We start from the raw sequence: 16,175 nt of genomic DNA, 5'->3' as shown, positions 1-16,175 counted from the left end.
TCGCGACAGCTGTCACGTTCTGCCTCCCGTCGGTGTCTCGAGGATGACCACCTCGAACACCGACGGAAGGCAGAACGATGAACACATCCGACATCACCACGATCGCCCCTACCCGCGTCGTCGTCCTCGGCGGCGGCTACGCCGGCGCGATGGCGGCCAACCGGCTGCGTCGCAAGCCCGATGTCGACGTCACGGTCGTCAATCCCCAGCCGTTCTTCGTGCACCGGATCCGGCTGCACCAGTTCGTCGCACGGACCGGTGACCCGCAGGTCGGGTTCGACGCCGTGCTCGGCGACGGCATCGACGTCGTCGTCGACACCGCCGTCCGCATCGAGGCCGCGGCGCGGCGTGACCATCTGGCGTCGGGCAAGCACCTCGACTACGACCACCTGATCTACGCCATCGGCAGCCGGAATCGCCTGCCGGAGATCCCCGGCGCGGCCGACCACGCTCTGTCGGCCTCGGACTGGGCGGCGGCGCAACGACTCCGGGCGCGTCTCGACACCCTGGACAGCGGTGCCCCGGTGGGCGTCGTCGGCGGCGGACTCACGGGCGTCGAGCTCGCGGGAGAGTTCGCCGACCGCGGCTTGGCGGTCACGCTCGCCGGCGGCGGCGTCCTGGCCCCGTCGGTGGGGGAACGGGGGCGGCGGGCCACCCTACGCCAGCTGGCTCGGCTCGGCGTCGACGTTCTCGCCGAAGCGCGCGTCACCCGGGTGCAGGCCACGCAGGTGACCGTCGAGATGGACGGACACGAGCGGGTGTTGCCCAGTGCGGCAACGGTGTTCGCCACCGGGTTCGTCGCCCCGGAACTGGCCGCCGACAGCGGGCTGACCACCGACGGGATCGGCCGCCTGCGGACCGACGAGAACCTGAACAGCGTCGACGACGAGCGGATCGTCGGGGCGGGCGACGCGGTCGCCGTCGCCGGGATCCCGCTGAGGATGAGCTGCCAGGCGGCGCAACCGTTGGGTGTGCAGGCGGCCGAGGCCGTCCTGGCGCGGATCGCCGGCGACTCCCCGAAGCCGGTGGACCAGGGCTTCGTCGCCAAGTGCACCAGCATCGGCCGTCACGCGGCCACCCTGCAGTTCACCCGGCGCGACGACTCGCCTGCCCGTGCGGTCGTGACCGGCCGCCTCGCCGCCCTGGCCAAGGAGACGGTGTGCCGCGGTATCGTGTGGAACATCCGCCGCGAGGCCGCGCGACCCGGAACCTTCAGCTGGCCGCGCAACCGCGAGGCGACCGCCGAGCGTGAGGCGGTCCTGCAGTGACCGGCTCGCCGACGAGAGGTGTTGCTCCGGTGAACAGCAGCGAATCCGGCCGTCGCGCAGCTCGTTTCGCCGAGCTGCGGCCGCTGCTGTTCACCGTGGCCTACGAGATCGTCGGGACCGCCGCCGACGCCGACGACGTGCTGCAGGACAGCTACCTGCGGTGGGCGGAGGTCGACGACACCGCCGTCGACGACACGAAGGCGTACCTCGCGAAGATCGTGACGCGCCAGGCGCTCAACGTGCTGCGGTCGCGGACACGACGCCGCGAGGACTACGTCGGGCCGTGGCTGCCCGAGCCGATCCTGCTCGACGAGCGGGACCTCGTCGACGACGTGGTGCTCGCGGAGTCGGTGTCGACGGCGATGCTGATCGTCCTGGAATCGCTCAGCCCGGACGAGCGCGCGGTGTTCGTGCTGCGGGAAGTGTTCGGGTTCTCCTACACCGAGATCGCGGACATGCTGGACAGGGCGCCGGCGACGGTCCGCCAGATCGGGCACCGGGCCCGCAACCACGTCGAGGCGCGTCGTCCCCGGTACGACCCGGTGGACTCCGAACGGGCCGCCGCCGCAGTCGACGCGTTCCTCGCCGCGGCCGAATCCGGGGACGTGGAAAGGCTTCTCGAGTTGCTCGCGCCCGAGGTCGAGTTCACCGCCGACAGCGACGGCAAGGTGATGGCCGTGCGTCGCCCGGTCCGCGGTGCGCTCGCGGTGGCGCATCTGCTGGCCGGTTTCGTCCGGCTCGGCAAGGACATGGATTACCGCCTCGAACCCGCGGTGTTCAACAACCAGCCCGGCGTCGCGATCTACGTCGACGGCGAACTCGCCGGCACGTTCACCCTGCACATCGTCGACGGCGTGATCCAGCAGATCTACGCCATGCGCAACCCGGACAAGCTCGCCCGCATCGACCGGCCACGGGTGATCGCGCGGTAGGTCCCCTCCGCGGGAGGGGTGGGTCCGCGGTCGCCGAGTACGAGCGCCGCCGGGGGAGTCAGGTCCGGAACAGTCCTGACAGCGTCATCTCCAGCTGCATCCGGAACAACGCCCCCGGATGGGCGAAGGTGTCCTTGCCGTACTGGCCGAAGGTCTCGAGGCCGATCGCCCCCACCATGACCGCCCACAGCGTCGTCGACGCGGCGAGGACCGACGCCGGGGCGTCGAGCCCGAACTCGTCCCGAATCGCGGCCATGTCGGCGGCGACGTCGTCCGGCGGAGTGGGCAGGTCGTCGCGCAGCAGGCCCTCTGCGTGTGCCGCCGCGCATTCGCGCAGAAGCAGTCCGGGGACGCGCGTGCCCGGCCCGGTCGTCTGCTCGCCGGGCGCGGAATAGCCGGGGACCGGGCTGCCGTAGAGCAACGCCCAGCGGGCCGGCTCGTCGAGCGCCCATCTTCTCGCCGTCTCCCCGGCGACGAGCAGTCGCTGTCGCCGATGGGCCTCCTCGACGGAGCCCACCGCCGCCTCGATCGCATCGGCCACGTCGTTGTACGCCTCGACGAGGAGCATCGTCAGCAGCTCGTCGCGGCTCGGGACGTAGCGGTACACCGCCGATGACACCACGCCCATCTCGCGCGCGATCGCGCGGAGTGACAGTCCGGCGGCCCCGTGGGTGGCGAGGTGTTCGCGACCCAGCCGGCGGATCTCCTCGGTCATCTTCGCGCGGTTCTCCGCGCGGCTGCCTCTGGCCATGATCCGATCCTCGCACATTTCGAGAGCGGTGCTCTTGATTTGTGGGGCGTGGTCGTGCACACTCAGAAACGAGAGCGGTGCTCTCGGAATGTGATCAGCAGAGAAAGGCTCCCGAAGATGACCGCCACCGCCACCCATTACCGCGCCCCCGAAGGCGCCGACGCCACCTTCAACCGGGTCGTCCGCTGGCTTGCCGACCACGGCGTCAACCTCGCCGGGGCGCAGAACCTCACCGTGGCCGGCCGGCGCACCGGGAAGCCGCAGACCGTCCCGGTCAACCTGCTGCGCCTCGACGGCCGGGAGTACCTGGTCTCGCCGCGGGGCAACACCCAGTGGGCGCGCAATGCGCGGGTCGCCGGAACCGTCGAACTCCGGCGCGGGCGCCGTCGCCGCACGGTGGCGCTCGCCGAACTCGATCCCGCGCTGCGCCCGCCGATCATCGCCGAGTACCTGCGCAAGTGGGGCTGGGAGGTGGGCCGGTTCCTGCCCGAGGGGCTGTCGGCCAAGCCGACCGACGACGAGCTCGTCCGGCACGCCGCGTCGATCCCGGTCTTCGCCGTCGGTCACACAGAGTAGGTGGCCGTCCGCTCGACCCGCCCGTCACTAGACTCGGACGGGTGGTGAGCCCGGCCCCCGAACCGACGACTGCGGACGGTTCCTCCGTACCGCAGCGGTGGGTCTCGGGTACCGGTCCGGGTGGGGCGGTGCCGACCGGGCACGACGCCGAACGCAGCTCGCGGTGGGTCCTGCACCTCGACATGGACGCGTTCTTCGCGTCGGTCGAGCAACTCACCCGGCCCACGTTGCGGGGGCGACCCGTTCTCGTCGGCGGCTCGGGTGGCCGGGGAGTGGTCGCCGGAGCCAGTTACGAGGCCCGCGTCTTCGGTGCGAGGTCGGCGATGCCGATGCATCAGGCCCGACGCCTCATCGGCCCCACCGGGGTCGTGGTCCCGCCGCGCGGGGTTGTCTACGGCACCGTCAGCAAACGCGTCTTCCGCATTCTGCGCCAAGCGGTGCCGGTCATCGAGACGCTCTCCTTCGACGAGGCCTTCGCCGAACCCGCCGAACTCGTCGGCGCGACGGTCGCCGACGCCCGCGCCTTCGCCGAGGATCTCCGGGGGCGCATCCGTTCCGAGGTGGGACTCGCCGCGTCGGTCGGGGTCGGCAGCGGCAAGCAGCTCGCCAAGATCGCGTCGGGCATGGCGAAACCCGATGGCGTGATGGTGATCCCGCTGTCGGGTCAGTTGGAGTTCCTCCACGGGCTGCCCGTCCGCAAACTGTGGGGGATCGGGCCGGTGTCGGGAGACCGACTGGCGCGGTTGGGGATCAACACCATCGGCGACCTCGCGGCGATGTCGACGGTCGAGGTGGCGTCGGTCCTCGGCGGCACCGTCGGGCCCGCGCTGCATCGTCTCGCCCAGGGCATCGACGACCGGCCGGTCACCGAACGCGCATCGGCCAAGCAGATCAGCGCCGAGTCGACCTTCGCGGAGGACATCGTCGAACTCGACGAACTGCGCAAGGCCATCCGCCGCGCGGCGAGCGGTGCACATCGCCGCCTACTCAAGGACGGTCGCGGCGCCCGGACCGTGGTGCTGAAGCTCAAACGATCCGACATGTCGATCCTCACCCGGTCGGCCACCACCGCGGCGGCCACGACCGACTTCGACGACCTCGAACGCACCGCCCAGCGCCTCGCCCTCGACCCGCGTTCGGTGGGCGCGATCCGCCTTGTGGGAGTGGGATTCTCGGGACTCACCGCGGTGCAGCAGTATGCGCTCTTCGACGACCTCGGCCCCGCCGGCGACGAGCTGACCCATCACGACACCGCGACCGACGCCCCCTCGGCGGGGGATTCGGGATCGGGTGAGGTCGTCGAGGTGTCGGAGACCGTGCACGACCCGACCGCCGATGTCTCCTCGCCCGAGCCGGTGCGCTTCGCCCCCGGCGGGGATCCCGCACGTCGGGTCCCGTTCGCGTCCGGGGCCGACGTGCGGCACCCGGAGTACGGGCACGGCTGGGTGCAGGGGAGCGGGCACGGGGTGGTCACGGTCCGATTCGAGACGCGCACCACCGGCCCCGGGCGCACCCGGACTTTCGCCGTCGACGACCCCGACCTGCGTCCTGCCGATCCGCTCGACAGCCTCGAGTGGGACCTCGGCGCCGAGGACGACGCCGGCGTGTGAAACGCCCGGTGCGTGTGGCTCTGCGGTCAGGCCCCGGAGGCGTGGAAGAACCCGGCGACGGTCTCCGGCTCCGCCCGTGCGGTGAGCAGGGCGATCAGCGCCATGCGCGCCTGCGGCGCCCGCAACCACGGTGAGACGATCGCACCGGCGCGACTCAGGTCGACGGCGCCGCCCCCGCCGCCGTAGGTGGCAGTGACCTCGCCGTAGGGCACCCGGCTCGTCACGACCACGGTGACGCCGTGGTCGTGACGGCGAGCGAGACCTCGGCGACGATGTCCGGATGCGTGTTGCCCGAACCCGTTGCGGCGAGCACGATCCCGGCGGCGTTCTGTGCGACCGCCGCGGCGATCAGCCCCGGCGACACTCCGGGATAGAGCGCGAACATGTCCACCCGTGCGGTGCGGCCGACCGGTATCTCGTCGAGGACGGGTCGCGGCAGGTCGGTGCGCACCGAGTCGAAGGCCAGCGGATCGACGGTGGAGACCTTGAACAATCCCCGCGCGGGGAGGGTCCGGCCGCCGGCCACCACCAGCACCCCGCGCCCGCGCGCGGCCGGATCGTGGACCGTCGCGAGTGCCGCGGCGAGGTTCGACGGCCCGTCGGCGTCGGGATGGTCGGCAGGCAGCTGAGCGCCGGTGAACACCACCGGCCGGTCGTCGGTGCAGTACAGATCCGCCAGGAAGGCCGTCTCCTCCATGGTGTCGGTGCCGTGCGTCACCACCACGCCGGCGACCGTCGGGTCGGCGAGGGCCTCGGCGATCGCCCGCACCACCGCGAACTGGTCCGCCACCGTCATGGCCGAACTGTCGACCGACATGAGGTCGACGGTTCGGACCGGGCCGGTGGGTGCCTCGCCGCCCGTCGCCGACAGCAGGTCGCCGGGCGCGAGGGCCGGGACCGCGCCGTCGGCGGTCGTGCGCGCGGCGATCGTCCCGCCGGTGCTGATGAGTACGGTCGGTCCGGATGCCTCAGATGCCGCCATGGTGGTCAAGCCTCACGGTCGGCCGGGACCGCGTCAAGCACCTCGACGATCGGGCGCCGGGCCGGCTCGGTGGCCGACCCGACCCGGGGCGCGTCGTGGTGGACCCGGGAACACTCAGCTTCGTTTGGCATAGTGGTGAGGGCTGTCACCGGGGGAGACCCCGGCAGACCCACCGACGACACGGGCCGGCGCCTCGTCGCGCGCCCGGAGTCCACAGACACAGTGAGGGAGATCCTTGAAGTATCGGAAGTTTCTCGGCGCGACCATGATCGCGGCTGCAATGATGACCGGCGTCGCCGCATGCGGCGGCAGCGACGATGACGCCCCGCCCGCGCCGACGCTGACCAGCACGGCCGCCGCGAACGCGTCGGGTGCCGCGGGCGACAACGAGTCCGAGATCACCAACGGCAGCAAGCCGCCGTCGATCGCCGCGCTCAACGAGCTCGTCGACACCGCCGTCGACCCGAAGATCCCCGCCAAGGACAAGACCGACCTCGTCCAGGGCTCGGAGAAGGACCCGGAGATCTTCGACGAGCTGGTCAAGGCGCGCGAGGACAACCCCGACGTCAAGTGGTCCCTCGTCAACCCGGTCATCACCAACGGCCCGAAGAAGGCCAACGTGAAGGTCCGCATCGAGACCGCGGGCAACCCGCCCGCCAACGCCGAGGCGACCATCGTCTTCGACAAGGGTCGCTGGAAGCTCTCGAACCAGACCGTCTGCAACCTGCTCGGCCTGTACCAGGTCGAGAGCGCGATGTGCACCCCGGCAGGCGGTGCCACCAGCTCGAAGAAGGCCGACAACTGAACGGCTGATCGCCGGACTTCGCAGGAGCCGGGCCGGCCGTCACCGCCAGGTGACGGTCAGCCCGGTTTTCTGTACCAGGGGGCGGGCGGGATCGGCGCCGACCAGCTCGCGCGCCCCGGTGTAGATCAGCTCGCCGCCGACCGGGAGCCCGCGGGCCAGGTCCACCTCGACGGTCCCGCCGCCCTCGTAGCTGAACCTGCTGATGGTGAGGGTGTCGGTGCCGCCGGGGATCGCGAACACCGAGTTCACCGGCGTCTCCTCGGCGGAGAACTGGATGGTCAGCTTGTCCCCGTCCCAGGCCGCGAGCCGGGCGTCGACGGTCTGGGTGACCGTCGCCGCGGCCGAGATGGTGCGCTCGGTGCGCCACCGCGCACCCACCCCGATGGGTTCGGTGGGCAGGGCGATGGTGGTGTTCAGTGCGGTGACGATCGACTGTTCGACGGCCAGCCGGGCCTCTTCGCCGGCGTCCTCGGGCGGCGCGAGCCGCACCGTGACGGGGGCCAGGCCGGCGCCGAGCGTCAGACCGCCCCTCGTCCCGGCCATGGCCTCCAGCGAGGTGTTCAGTCGCGGGTCGGGGGAGGTGACGCTCGCGAGGTCGAATTCCACCTCGGACTGCTGGTCGCACACGAACCGCGCGGTCAGCGGCGTCTCGACGGTCTGTGCCTCCGCCGACCCCGGCGACTCGACCCGCGACGTGGTCACCAGCGTCACCTGCTGCGCCGACCCGAGGTCGGGGCGGGCGGCGGCCACCCGCCGGTCACCGGCACCCGGGTCGACCAGGGTGACCGTCGCCGGCGCGATCGGCAGCGGTGCGGCGCCGGCGTCCCGGGACGGCGAGCCGGTCACGCAGCCGCCGGCTGCCGTCGAACTCGACGCGGCCTCGCCGGAGTCCGACGAACACCCCGCGACCAGCACGGACACCGCCGCGACCGCGGCGCACGACGAGATGACGGAACGGCGGAGACGAGCATGCGTGGACACGGGTAGCCAGCGTATTCCACCGGTCGTGGACAATGACCCTGTGGCTGACCAACCCCTGACCGAGTCCGAGAACGGACGGCGGTTCGCCAAGACGACGCTCGCGGTGCTCGGCGTCGCGCTCGTGGTGATCGGTCTCGACCTGCTGACGAAGACGATCGTGGTCGCGACCCTGGACCCGCAGCGACCCGTCGAGATCATCGGCGACGTGGTCACCCTGCGCCTGGTCCGCAACAGCGGAGCCGCGTTCTCGCTCGCCTCGGGGTACACCTGGGTGCTGTCGGTCATCGCGCTGGTCGTGGTCGCGGTCATCATCCGCTACAGCAGCCGGCTGAGGTCCTGGTGGTGGGCGATCGGCCTGGCGCTCGTCCTCGGCGGCGCCATCGGCAACCTGATCGACCGCATCTTCCGCGCTCCGAAGCCCTTCCAGGGGCACGTCGTCGACTTCATCTCCGTCGGCTGGTGGCCGGTGTTCAACGTGGCCGACTCGGCGGTGGTGTGCGGCGCAGTCCTGCTCGTCGTCCTGTCGGGACTCGGCTTCGACTACGACGGCACCCGCAGCGGTTGGGCGGCCCGCCACGACCACGATTCACCCGACGACACCGGCCCCGGCGCCGGCACGGACCACGAGGATGCAGTCATCGACGAGAAGGACGCGATCGAAGAGAAGGACGGGGGAGTGACGGCTCCCGCGACGGACACCCCGGACGAGCAGACCGGCACGAGCGGACGCGGAGGTGGCGCCGATGCGTGAGTCACGTGTCCTGCCGGTCCCGAACGGCCTCGACGGCATGCGCGTCGACGCCGGGGTGTCGCGCATCCTCGGACTGTCGCGCACCGTGGTCGCCGCTCTCGCCGAGGACGGCGACGTGCTCGTCGACGGGGTGCCGGTCGGCAAGTCGCACAAGCTCGCGGCGGGCAGCCTTCTCCACGTGACGCTGCCCGAGCCGGACGAGCCGCTGCGCATCGAGCCGACGCCGGTGGAGAACCTCGACGTCATCTACCACGACTCCGACATCGTCGTCGTCGACAAGCCGGTCGGCGTCGCCGCGCATCCCTCGCTCGGCTGGACCGGCCCCACCGTGATCGGGGCACTCGCGGCCGCCGGCTTCCGCATCTCGACCTCCGGCGCCCACGAACGCCAGGGCATCGTGCACCGCCTCGACGTCGGCACCTCCGGCGTCATGGTCGTGGCCGCGTCCGAGCGCGCCTACACGCTGCTCAAGCGCGCGTTCAAGGAACGCACGGTCGACAAGCGCTATCACGCGCTGGTGCAGGGACACCTCGACCCGCCCTCGGGCACCATCGACGCGCCGATCGGCCGCCACCGCGGCGCGGACTGGAAGTTCGCCGTCACCGCCAACGGGAAGCCGAGCGTCACCCACTACGACACGCTCGAGATGTTCGCGGCCGCGTCACTGCTCGACGTCCACCTCGAGACCGGGCGCACCCATCAGATCCGCGTCCACTTCTCGGCCCTGCACCATCCGTGTTGCGGCGACCAGACCTACGGCGCCGACCCGGTGCTCGCCAAGAAGCTCGGCCTCGAGCGGCAGTGGCTGCACGCGCGGGCGCTGAGGTTCGCCCATCCCGCCGACGGCCGCATGGTCGAGTTCACCTCGTCGTACCCGGCGGACCTGCAGCACGCGCTCGACGTCCTGCGCGACACCTAGACCCGACCCGCGAACCGGTGACCTCGGGCGCGCCGGACGGGGTCGGCGAGGCCCGACACCGCCACAGCTGTCCCATTCGTCACTGCCCGGAGAGCCTCCGGGTGGGTGTCGGTGGACGCGCCTAGAGTGGACCGGAATCCACCGCAGACGGCACACGATCAGAAGAGGCACAGTGACGGGCTCGTTCGTACACCTGCACAACCACACCGAGTACTCCATGCTCGACGGTGCGGCCAAGGTGTCACCGCTGTTCGCCGAGGCCAAACGGCTGGGGATGACCGCGATCGGCATGACCGACCACGGAAACATGTTCGGCGCCAGCGAGTTCTACAACACGGCGATCAAGAACGACATCAAGCCGATCATCGGCATCGAGGCCTACATCGCGCCGGGCTCGCGCTTCGACACCAAGCGCGTCCAGTGGGGCACCCGCGAGCAGAAGTCCGACGACGTGTCGGGTTCGGGCGCCTACACCCATATGACGATGGTCGCCGAGAACGCGACCGGTCTGCGCAACCTGTTCAAGCTGTCCTCGCTCGCCTCCATCGAGGGGCAGCTCGGCAAGTGGGCGCGTATGGACGCCGAGCTGATCGCCGAGTACGCCGAGGGCATCATCGCGACCACCGGCTGTCCGTCGGGCGAGGTCCAGACGCGCCTGCGCCTAGGTCACGACCGCGAGGCCCTCGAGGCGGCCGCCAAGTGGCAGGACATCTTCGGCAAGGACAACTTCTACCTCGAGCTGATGGAGCACGGCCTCGAGATCGAGCGCCGCGTCCGCGACGGCCTGCTCGAGATCGGCCGCAAGCTCGGCATCAAGCCGGTCGTCACCAACGACTGCCACTACGTCGTCAAGGATGATGCCGCCGCGCACGAGGCGCTGCTGTGCGTGCAGACCGGCAAGACCCTCTCCGACCCGACGCGCTTCAAGTTAGACGGCGACGGCTACTACCTGAAGTCGGCCGAGGAGATGCGGCAGCAGTGGGACTCGGTGGTGCCCGGCGCCTGCGACACGACGCTCGAGATCGCCGAGCGCGTCCAGTCGTACAAGGACGTCTTCACCCACCGCGACCGGATGCCGATCTTCCCCGTGCCCGAGGGGGAGTCGCAGGAGACCTTCCTGCGCAAGGAGGTCCTGCGCGGCCTGCGTGAGCGTCGCTTCCCGGGTCGCGAGGTCCCGCGCGAGTACCTCGAGCGCGCCAACTACGAGCTCGACGTCATCATCCAGATGGGCTTCCCGGCCTACTTCCTCGTGGTCGGCGACCTGATCCGCCACGCCCAGGAGGTCGGCATCCGCGTCGGCCCGGGCCGTGGTTCGGCGGCCGGCTCGCTCGTCGCCTGGGCCCTGGGCATCACCAACATCGACCCGATCCCGCACGGACTGCTGTTCGAGCGATTCCTCAACCCCGAACGCGTGTCGATGCCCGACATCGACATCGACTTCGACGATCGCCGGCGCGGCGAGATGGTCCGCTACGCCACCGAGCGCTGGGGCAAGGACAAGGTCGCCCAGGTCATCACGTTCGGCACCATCAAGACCAAGGCCGCCATCAAGGACTCCGCCCGGGTCCAGTTCGGCCAGCCCGGCTTCGCGATCGCCGACCGCATCACCAAGGCGCTGCCGCCGCCCATCATGGCCAAGGACATCCCGGTCTGGGGCATCACCAACCCCGAGCACGAGCGCTATGGCGAGGCCGCCGAGGTCCGCACGCTCATCGAGACCGATCCGGACGTCAAGAAGATCTACGACACCGCACTCGGTCTCGAGGGCCTGATCCGCAACGCCGGTGTGCACGCGTGTGCGGTGATCATGTCGAGCGAGCCGCTGACCGACGTGATCCCGGTGTGGAAGCGCGCCCAGGACGGCGCGATCATCACCGGCTGGGACTACCCGTCGTGTGAGGCCATCGGCCTGCTGAAGATGGACTTCCTGGGCCTGCGCAACCTCACCGTCATCGGTGACGCCCTGGAGAACATCAAGCAGAACCGCGGCATCGACCTCAACCTCGACGAGCTGCCGCTCGACGACCCGAAGACCTACGAGTTGCTGGCGCGCGGCGACACGCTCGGCGTGTTCCAGCTCGACGGCGCGGCCATGCGCGAGCTGCTGAAGATGATGCAGCCCACGGGATTCGAGGACATCGTCGCCGTCCTGGCGCTGTATCGCCCGGGTCCGATGGGCGTGAACGCCCACACCGACTACGCCAAGCGCAAGAACGGTCTCCAGGAGATCCGGCCGATCCATCCGGAGCTGGAGGAGCCGCTCAAGGAGATCCTCTCCGAGACCTACGGTCTGATCGTCTACCAAGAGCAGATCATGCAGATCGCCCAGAAGGTCGCCGGCTACTCGCTCGGACAAGCAGACCTGCTGCGTCGCGCGATGGGCAAGAAGAAGAAGGAGATCCTCGACGAGGCCTACGACGGCTTCGCAGAGGGCATGCGCCAGAACGGCTTCTCTCAAGAGGCGATCACCGCGCTGTGGGACACCGTGCTGCCCTTCGCCGGATACGCGTTCAACAAGTCCCACGCCGCGGGCTACGGCCTGGTGTCGTTCTGGACCGCCTATCTCAAGGCCAACTACCCGGCCGAGTACATGGCGGGCCTGCTCACCTCCGTCGGCGACGACAAGGACAAGGCCGCCATCTACCTCGCCGACTGCCGCAAGCTCGGCATCACGGTGCTCCCGCCCGACGTCAACGAGTCCCAGCCCAACTTCGCCGCGGTCGGAGCCGACATCCGCTTCGGCCTCGCCGCGATCCGCAACGTCGGTTCGGGCGTCGTCGACTCGATCATCAGGTCGCGCGAGGAGAAGGGGAAGTTCACCAGCTTCTCGGACTACCTCAGCAAGATCGACGTCACCGCCTGCAACAAGAAGGTGACGGAATCGCTCATCAAGGCCGGGGCCTTCGACTCGCTCGGCCATCCGCGCAAGGGTCTGTTCCTCGTCCACGGCGAGGCCGTCGAGTCGGTGCTCGGCACCAAGAAGGCCGAGGCGATCGGCCAGTTCGACCTCTTCGGCGGGGGCGGCGACGACGAGGCCGCCGACCTGGGGCTGGCCGAGGTCTTCGCGGTCAAGATTCCCGAGGAGGAGTGGGACACCAAGCACAAGCTCGCCATCGAGCGGGAGATGCTGGGCCTCTACGTGTCCGGGCATCCGCTGGCCGGCGTCGAGCACGCCATCGCGGCGCACACCGACACCTCGATCACGCAGCTGCTCGAGGGCAACATCTCCGACGGAGCGCAGATCACCATCGGCGGCATCATCTCGTCGGTGACCCGCCGCGTGAACAAGAAGGGCGAGCCGTGGGCGGCGGTGACCCTCGAGGACATGGTCGGCGGCGTGGAGGTCTACTTCTTCCCGCGCGCCTACATGGCCTACGGCATGGACATCGTGGCCGACAACATCGTGCTCATCAAGGCGCGCGTGAACTTGCGTGAGGACAGCATGATGATCAGCGCCAACGATCTCGCGGTCCCGGACCTCGAGACCGCCGGCGCCACCAAGCCGGTGTCGCTGACGCTGTCGGCGCGGTTGTGCACGCCCGACCGGGTCCAGGCGCTCAAGCAGGTGCTGACCCGTCACCCGGGCATGGCCGACGTCCACGTCACTCTCGTCAGCGACAAGAAACAGACCCAGCTGAAGCTGACCGAGTCGTTGCGCGTGGCTCCGAGCTCCGCGCTGATGGGCGATCTCAAGGCGCTGCTCGGACCGAGCTGTCTGAGCTGATCGGCAGTCCGTCACCGAAGTTTTCGGTCGACCGAAACTTTTCCTTCGCCGAGCGCTATACTCGTGGCCACGACCATGAAGGACGTGCCCGGCGAGGGGAGTGTGTTCGCTGATGACCACGATGATCGGCACCAACGCGTACCGACCGGCCCGTCGCGCCCGCGCCACGGTCGAGGTGTTCGGGGTCCGCTGGCCGGCCCACAAGGCACACGCCGTTCTGGCGGGCGTGGTCGCCGCGCTGGCGACGCTGGTGATCTTCGGCTCGCCGCAGGCCTCGGCCTGGGTGTCGGCGGTCGTCGTGCTCGCCGTGTGGTGGGGCGAACGCTACCTGGCGGGAAACGCGGCCGTGGCGCCCCGGTCGAATCCGCCCGGGATCTCGTAGATCCGGCCGTCGAAGCCGGCGCGGAACAGCCTTCCCGCCGAGAAGCCCTGCGTGCCACGGCCGTAGGAGACCACGCTCGACGTCGGCAGTCCGCTCGCGAGCACGCAAAGGCGTCCCGGTGAGGAGATCCGCACGATCTCGCCGGTGGCGTTGAACGGAACGATCGGGCGGTCCCGCGAGTCCAGCGTCAGGCCGTCGGGAGTCGACGCCGCGCCGACGCTCAGCAGGCTCTGCACTGTGCGCGGGTTCGTCGTCGATATGCGGCTGACGCCGGGGTTCACGAAGGTGCGCGAGACGTACAACCAGTTGTCGTCGCGGCCGAGGACCGCGCCGTTCGCGCTCGGCAGCGATCCCCATGCCGCATTCACCGAGCCGCCCGGGGCGACCCGACCGATGAGATTGCCGAAGTCGTTGGTGGCATAGACATTTCCCCGTGCCGAGACGTCCATTCCGTTTGCGGCCGACAGCCCGCTCACCCAGGGGCGGAACGCGCGGGTGCCGACGTCGAGGCGCCCGATGGACGCGTGCCGGAGCACGTCCCCGGCGATCACCCGCGGATCGGCGCCGTAGCCGACGAGCAAGGTGCCGTCCGGGGTCCAGGCGAGCGCACCCGCGCCGCCGTCGGGGACCCGGGCGATCGGGACCGCCGGCGCACCCGGCCGGGACAACCGGAACACCCGCCCGGAGATCAGGTCGGTGGTGTACAGACGGCCCGACGCATCGACCGTCAGGCCTTCGAGCGCGGCCCCGGGGATCGAGCCCACGAGACGTGCGGGCGCTGCGCCGGGGCACGAGGGGGCGGCGCCTGCGGGCGCGGTGCCGATCGCGCTCACGAGTCCGGCGGCGACCGCCATGGCCGCCGCGGCGGCGACGACCTTCGTGCGGGACGGGATGCGCAGGCTTCTCATGGCTGCTCCTACAGATCGCGGGTCGTGGGCACCGTCCTCGCCGTGGCGGCGGGTGGGCTCAGTCGGGGTGGGCTCGGTGGGGTGGGCTCGGTCGGGGTGGCTCCGCCCGGGTACCCAACCGTCGCACCCGGAACACCTCGTGAGCACATGTGGACCTCCGTCCTGCGCGCACCCGGTCAGAAATCCGCCGAGAGCGCAGTGAGAACATGGACTTCGTGAACACGCACGACGCCCAGGCCCCTGCTCACGGTTCGACGCTGTCGGTCGACAGCATCGAGGCGGCGTCGACCCGAATCGCCCCGGCGGTGGCCCGGACCCCGCTCGACCAGTGCCCTCGGCTGTCGGCGTCGGGCGCGGAGATCTACCTCAAGCGCGAGGACCTGCAGGCGGTCCGTTCGTACAAACTGCGCGGTGCCTACAACGTCATGGCCCAGCTCACCGACGAGGAGCTCGCGCGCGGAGTCGTGGCCGCCAGCGCCGGCAACCACGCCCAGGGCGTCGCCTTCGCGTGCAAGTCGATGAAGGTGCACGGCCGCATCTACGTGCCGACGACGACGCCGAAGCAGAAGCGCGACCGGATCCTCTGGCACGGCGGCGAATACGTCGAGCTCAAGGCCATCGGCGAGACCTACGACGCCGCCGCGGCGGCCGCGCAGGCCGATGTGATGAGCACCGGTTCCACCTGGATCCACGCCTTCGACGACCCGCGGACGGCGGCCGGTCAGGGCACCATCGCGCGCGAGATCGTCGAACAGCTCGGCCGCGTGCCCGACGTCGTGGTGGCTCCGGTCGGGGGCGGCGGCTGCCTCGCGGGGATGGCCACCTACCTGCGCGGGATCTCCGAGGAGGTGTCGATCGTGGGCGTCGAGCCGACCGGCGCGGTGTCGCTGACCGCGGCCCTCGTCGACGGCGGACCCGTCACGCTCGACGAGATCGACCCGTTCGTCGACGGCGCGGCGGTCAAGCGGATCGGGACGATCGGGCATCGCGTGATGGCCGACCTCGGCGCCTCGGTGAGCGACCACCCGATCCTCGCGTCGATCACCGACGCCCCGCAGACCCGAATCGTTCCCGACGAGCGGATCTCCCCGAAGCCGGGTTCGGCGCACATCCTGCACGTCGACGAGGGCGCGATCTGCTCGGCGATGCTCGAGCTCTACCAGAACGAGGGCATCATCGCCGAACCCGCGGGCGCGCTCGCGGTCACCGCGCTCGACAAGCTCGACCTGCCCGCCGGCGCCACCGTGGTGTGCCTGATCTCCGGCGGCAACAACGACGTGTCCCGCTACGGCGAGATCATCGAGCGCTCCCTGGTCCACCGCGGGCTCAAGCACTACTTCCTCGTCGACTTCCCGCAGGAGCCCGGCGCACTGCGTCGCTTCCTCGACGAGGTCCTCGGACCCGACGACGACATCACGCTGTTCGAGTACGTCAAGCGCAACAACCGGGAAACCGGGGCCGCGCTCGTCGGCATCGAGCTCGGCCGGCCGGAGGACCTCGGTGCGCTGCTCGACCGGATGGCGCACTCGCGGCTGCACTGCGAGCGTCTCGAACCCGGGTCGCCCGCCTACGAATACCTGACCTGA

The 16,175-nt window shown here is 70.3% G+C and carries 13 protein-coding genes and 1 pseudogene; 10 read left to right on the top strand and 4 right to left on the bottom strand.

The features are described from left to right. Positions 1–77: 77 nt before the first annotated feature. Both E1P53_RS06085 and E1P53_RS06080 read left to right on the top strand, forming a co-directional pair. A complete protein-coding gene (locus E1P53_RS06085; RefSeq protein WP_131733719.1) occupies positions 78–1,268 on the top strand; it encodes an NAD(P)/FAD-dependent oxidoreductase in 1,191 nt (396 codons plus the stop codon). 29 nt (positions 1,269–1,297) lie between these two features. Continuing rightward, positions 1,298–2,200: an RNA polymerase sigma-70 factor gene (locus tag E1P53_RS06080; protein WP_131733718.1), complete on the top strand. Its 903-nt coding sequence runs from the start codon at positions 1,298–1,300 to the stop codon at positions 2,198–2,200. A 58-nt stretch (positions 2,201–2,258) separates the two neighbouring features. Here the strand turns inward: E1P53_RS06080 and E1P53_RS06075 are convergent, their stop codons facing one another. Next, entirely contained in the window at positions 2,259–2,951 is a 693-nt protein-coding gene (locus tag E1P53_RS06075; RefSeq protein WP_131733717.1) for a TetR/AcrR family transcriptional regulator, read from the bottom strand. A 117-nt stretch (positions 2,952–3,068) separates the two neighbouring features. On the opposite strand from E1P53_RS06075, the gene E1P53_RS06070 reads away from it, so the two are divergent. Together E1P53_RS06070 and E1P53_RS06065 are read left to right on the top strand one after the other, a co-directional pair. Beyond that, positions 3,069–3,527 carry a nitroreductase/quinone reductase family protein gene (locus tag E1P53_RS06070; protein ID WP_006898392.1) on the top strand — a complete coding sequence of 153 codons (459 nt, stop codon included), beginning with the start codon at positions 3,069–3,071 and terminating at the stop codon, positions 3,525–3,527. Positions 3,528–3,709: 182 nt separating this feature from the next. Then, a complete protein-coding gene (locus E1P53_RS06065; protein ID WP_244941131.1) occupies positions 3,710–5,137 on the top strand; it encodes a DNA polymerase IV in 1,428 nt (475 codons plus the stop codon). A gap of 26 nt (positions 5,138–5,163) precedes the next feature. Here the strand turns inward: E1P53_RS06065 and E1P53_RS06060 are convergent. Then, positions 5,164–6,119, bottom strand: a pseudogene (locus E1P53_RS06060) (asparaginase). Between the two features lie 235 nt (positions 6,120–6,354). On the opposite strand from E1P53_RS06060, the gene E1P53_RS06055 reads away from it, so the two are divergent. Further along, positions 6,355–6,924, top strand: a complete 570-nt coding sequence (locus E1P53_RS06055; protein WP_006898397.1) for a WKL family lipoprotein — start codon at positions 6,355–6,357, stop codon at positions 6,922–6,924. Positions 6,925–6,963: 39 nt separating this feature from the next. On the opposite strand, the gene E1P53_RS06050 is transcribed toward E1P53_RS06055, so the two are convergent. Further along, a complete protein-coding gene (locus E1P53_RS06050; protein WP_006898398.1) occupies positions 6,964–7,905 on the bottom strand; it encodes a hypothetical protein in 942 nt (313 codons plus the stop codon). 25 nt (positions 7,906–7,930) lie between these two features. Between E1P53_RS06050 and lspA the strand changes: the two genes are divergently transcribed. The 4 genes from lspA to E1P53_RS06030 all read left to right on the top strand — a co-directional run bounded on the left by lspA (position 7,931) and on the right by E1P53_RS06030 (position 13,681). Next, the gene (gene lspA / locus E1P53_RS06045) at positions 7,931–8,656 is read left to right on the top strand and encodes a signal peptidase II (RefSeq protein ID WP_230823349.1); all 726 of its coding nucleotides are present in this window, start codon (positions 7,931–7,933) and stop codon (positions 8,654–8,656) included. Next, positions 8,649–9,575, top strand: a complete 927-nt coding sequence (locus E1P53_RS06040) for an RluA family pseudouridine synthase (protein WP_006898400.1) — start codon at positions 8,649–8,651, stop codon at positions 9,573–9,575. Before lspA ends, E1P53_RS06040 begins: the two co-directional genes overlap by 8 nt. Positions 9,576–9,747: 172 nt before the next feature. Beyond that, entirely contained in the window at positions 9,748–13,299 is a 3,552-nt protein-coding gene (dnaE, locus tag E1P53_RS06035) for a DNA polymerase III subunit alpha (protein WP_131733715.1), read from the top strand. Between the two features lie 112 nt (positions 13,300–13,411). Next, complete coding sequence (locus E1P53_RS06030) at positions 13,412–13,681, top strand: hypothetical protein (protein ID WP_040526130.1); 270 nt, start codon at positions 13,412–13,414, stop codon at positions 13,679–13,681. Here E1P53_RS06030 and E1P53_RS06025 read toward each other — a convergent pair. Then, positions 13,624–14,589, bottom strand: a complete 966-nt coding sequence (locus E1P53_RS06025) for an SMP-30/gluconolactonase/LRE family protein (RefSeq protein WP_109237667.1) — start codon at positions 14,587–14,589, stop codon at positions 13,624–13,626. The genes E1P53_RS06030 and E1P53_RS06025 overlap by 58 nt on opposite strands. A gap of 206 nt (positions 14,590–14,795) precedes the next feature. Here E1P53_RS06025 and ilvA point away from each other — a divergent pair, with 206 nt between their 5' ends. Next, positions 14,796–16,175 carry a threonine ammonia-lyase IlvA gene (ilvA, locus tag E1P53_RS06020; protein ID WP_131733714.1) on the top strand — a complete coding sequence of 460 codons (1,380 nt, stop codon included), beginning with the start codon at positions 14,796–14,798 and terminating at the stop codon, positions 16,173–16,175.

Origin of the sequence: Gordonia paraffinivorans (genome assembly GCF_900683595.1) — a bacterium.
Lineage (GTDB): Bacteria > Actinomycetota > Actinomycetes > Mycobacteriales > Mycobacteriaceae > Gordonia > Gordonia paraffinivorans.
The sequence above is the reverse complement of the archived record's forward strand: the minus strand, read 5'-3'. Positions and strand labels throughout refer to the sequence as shown.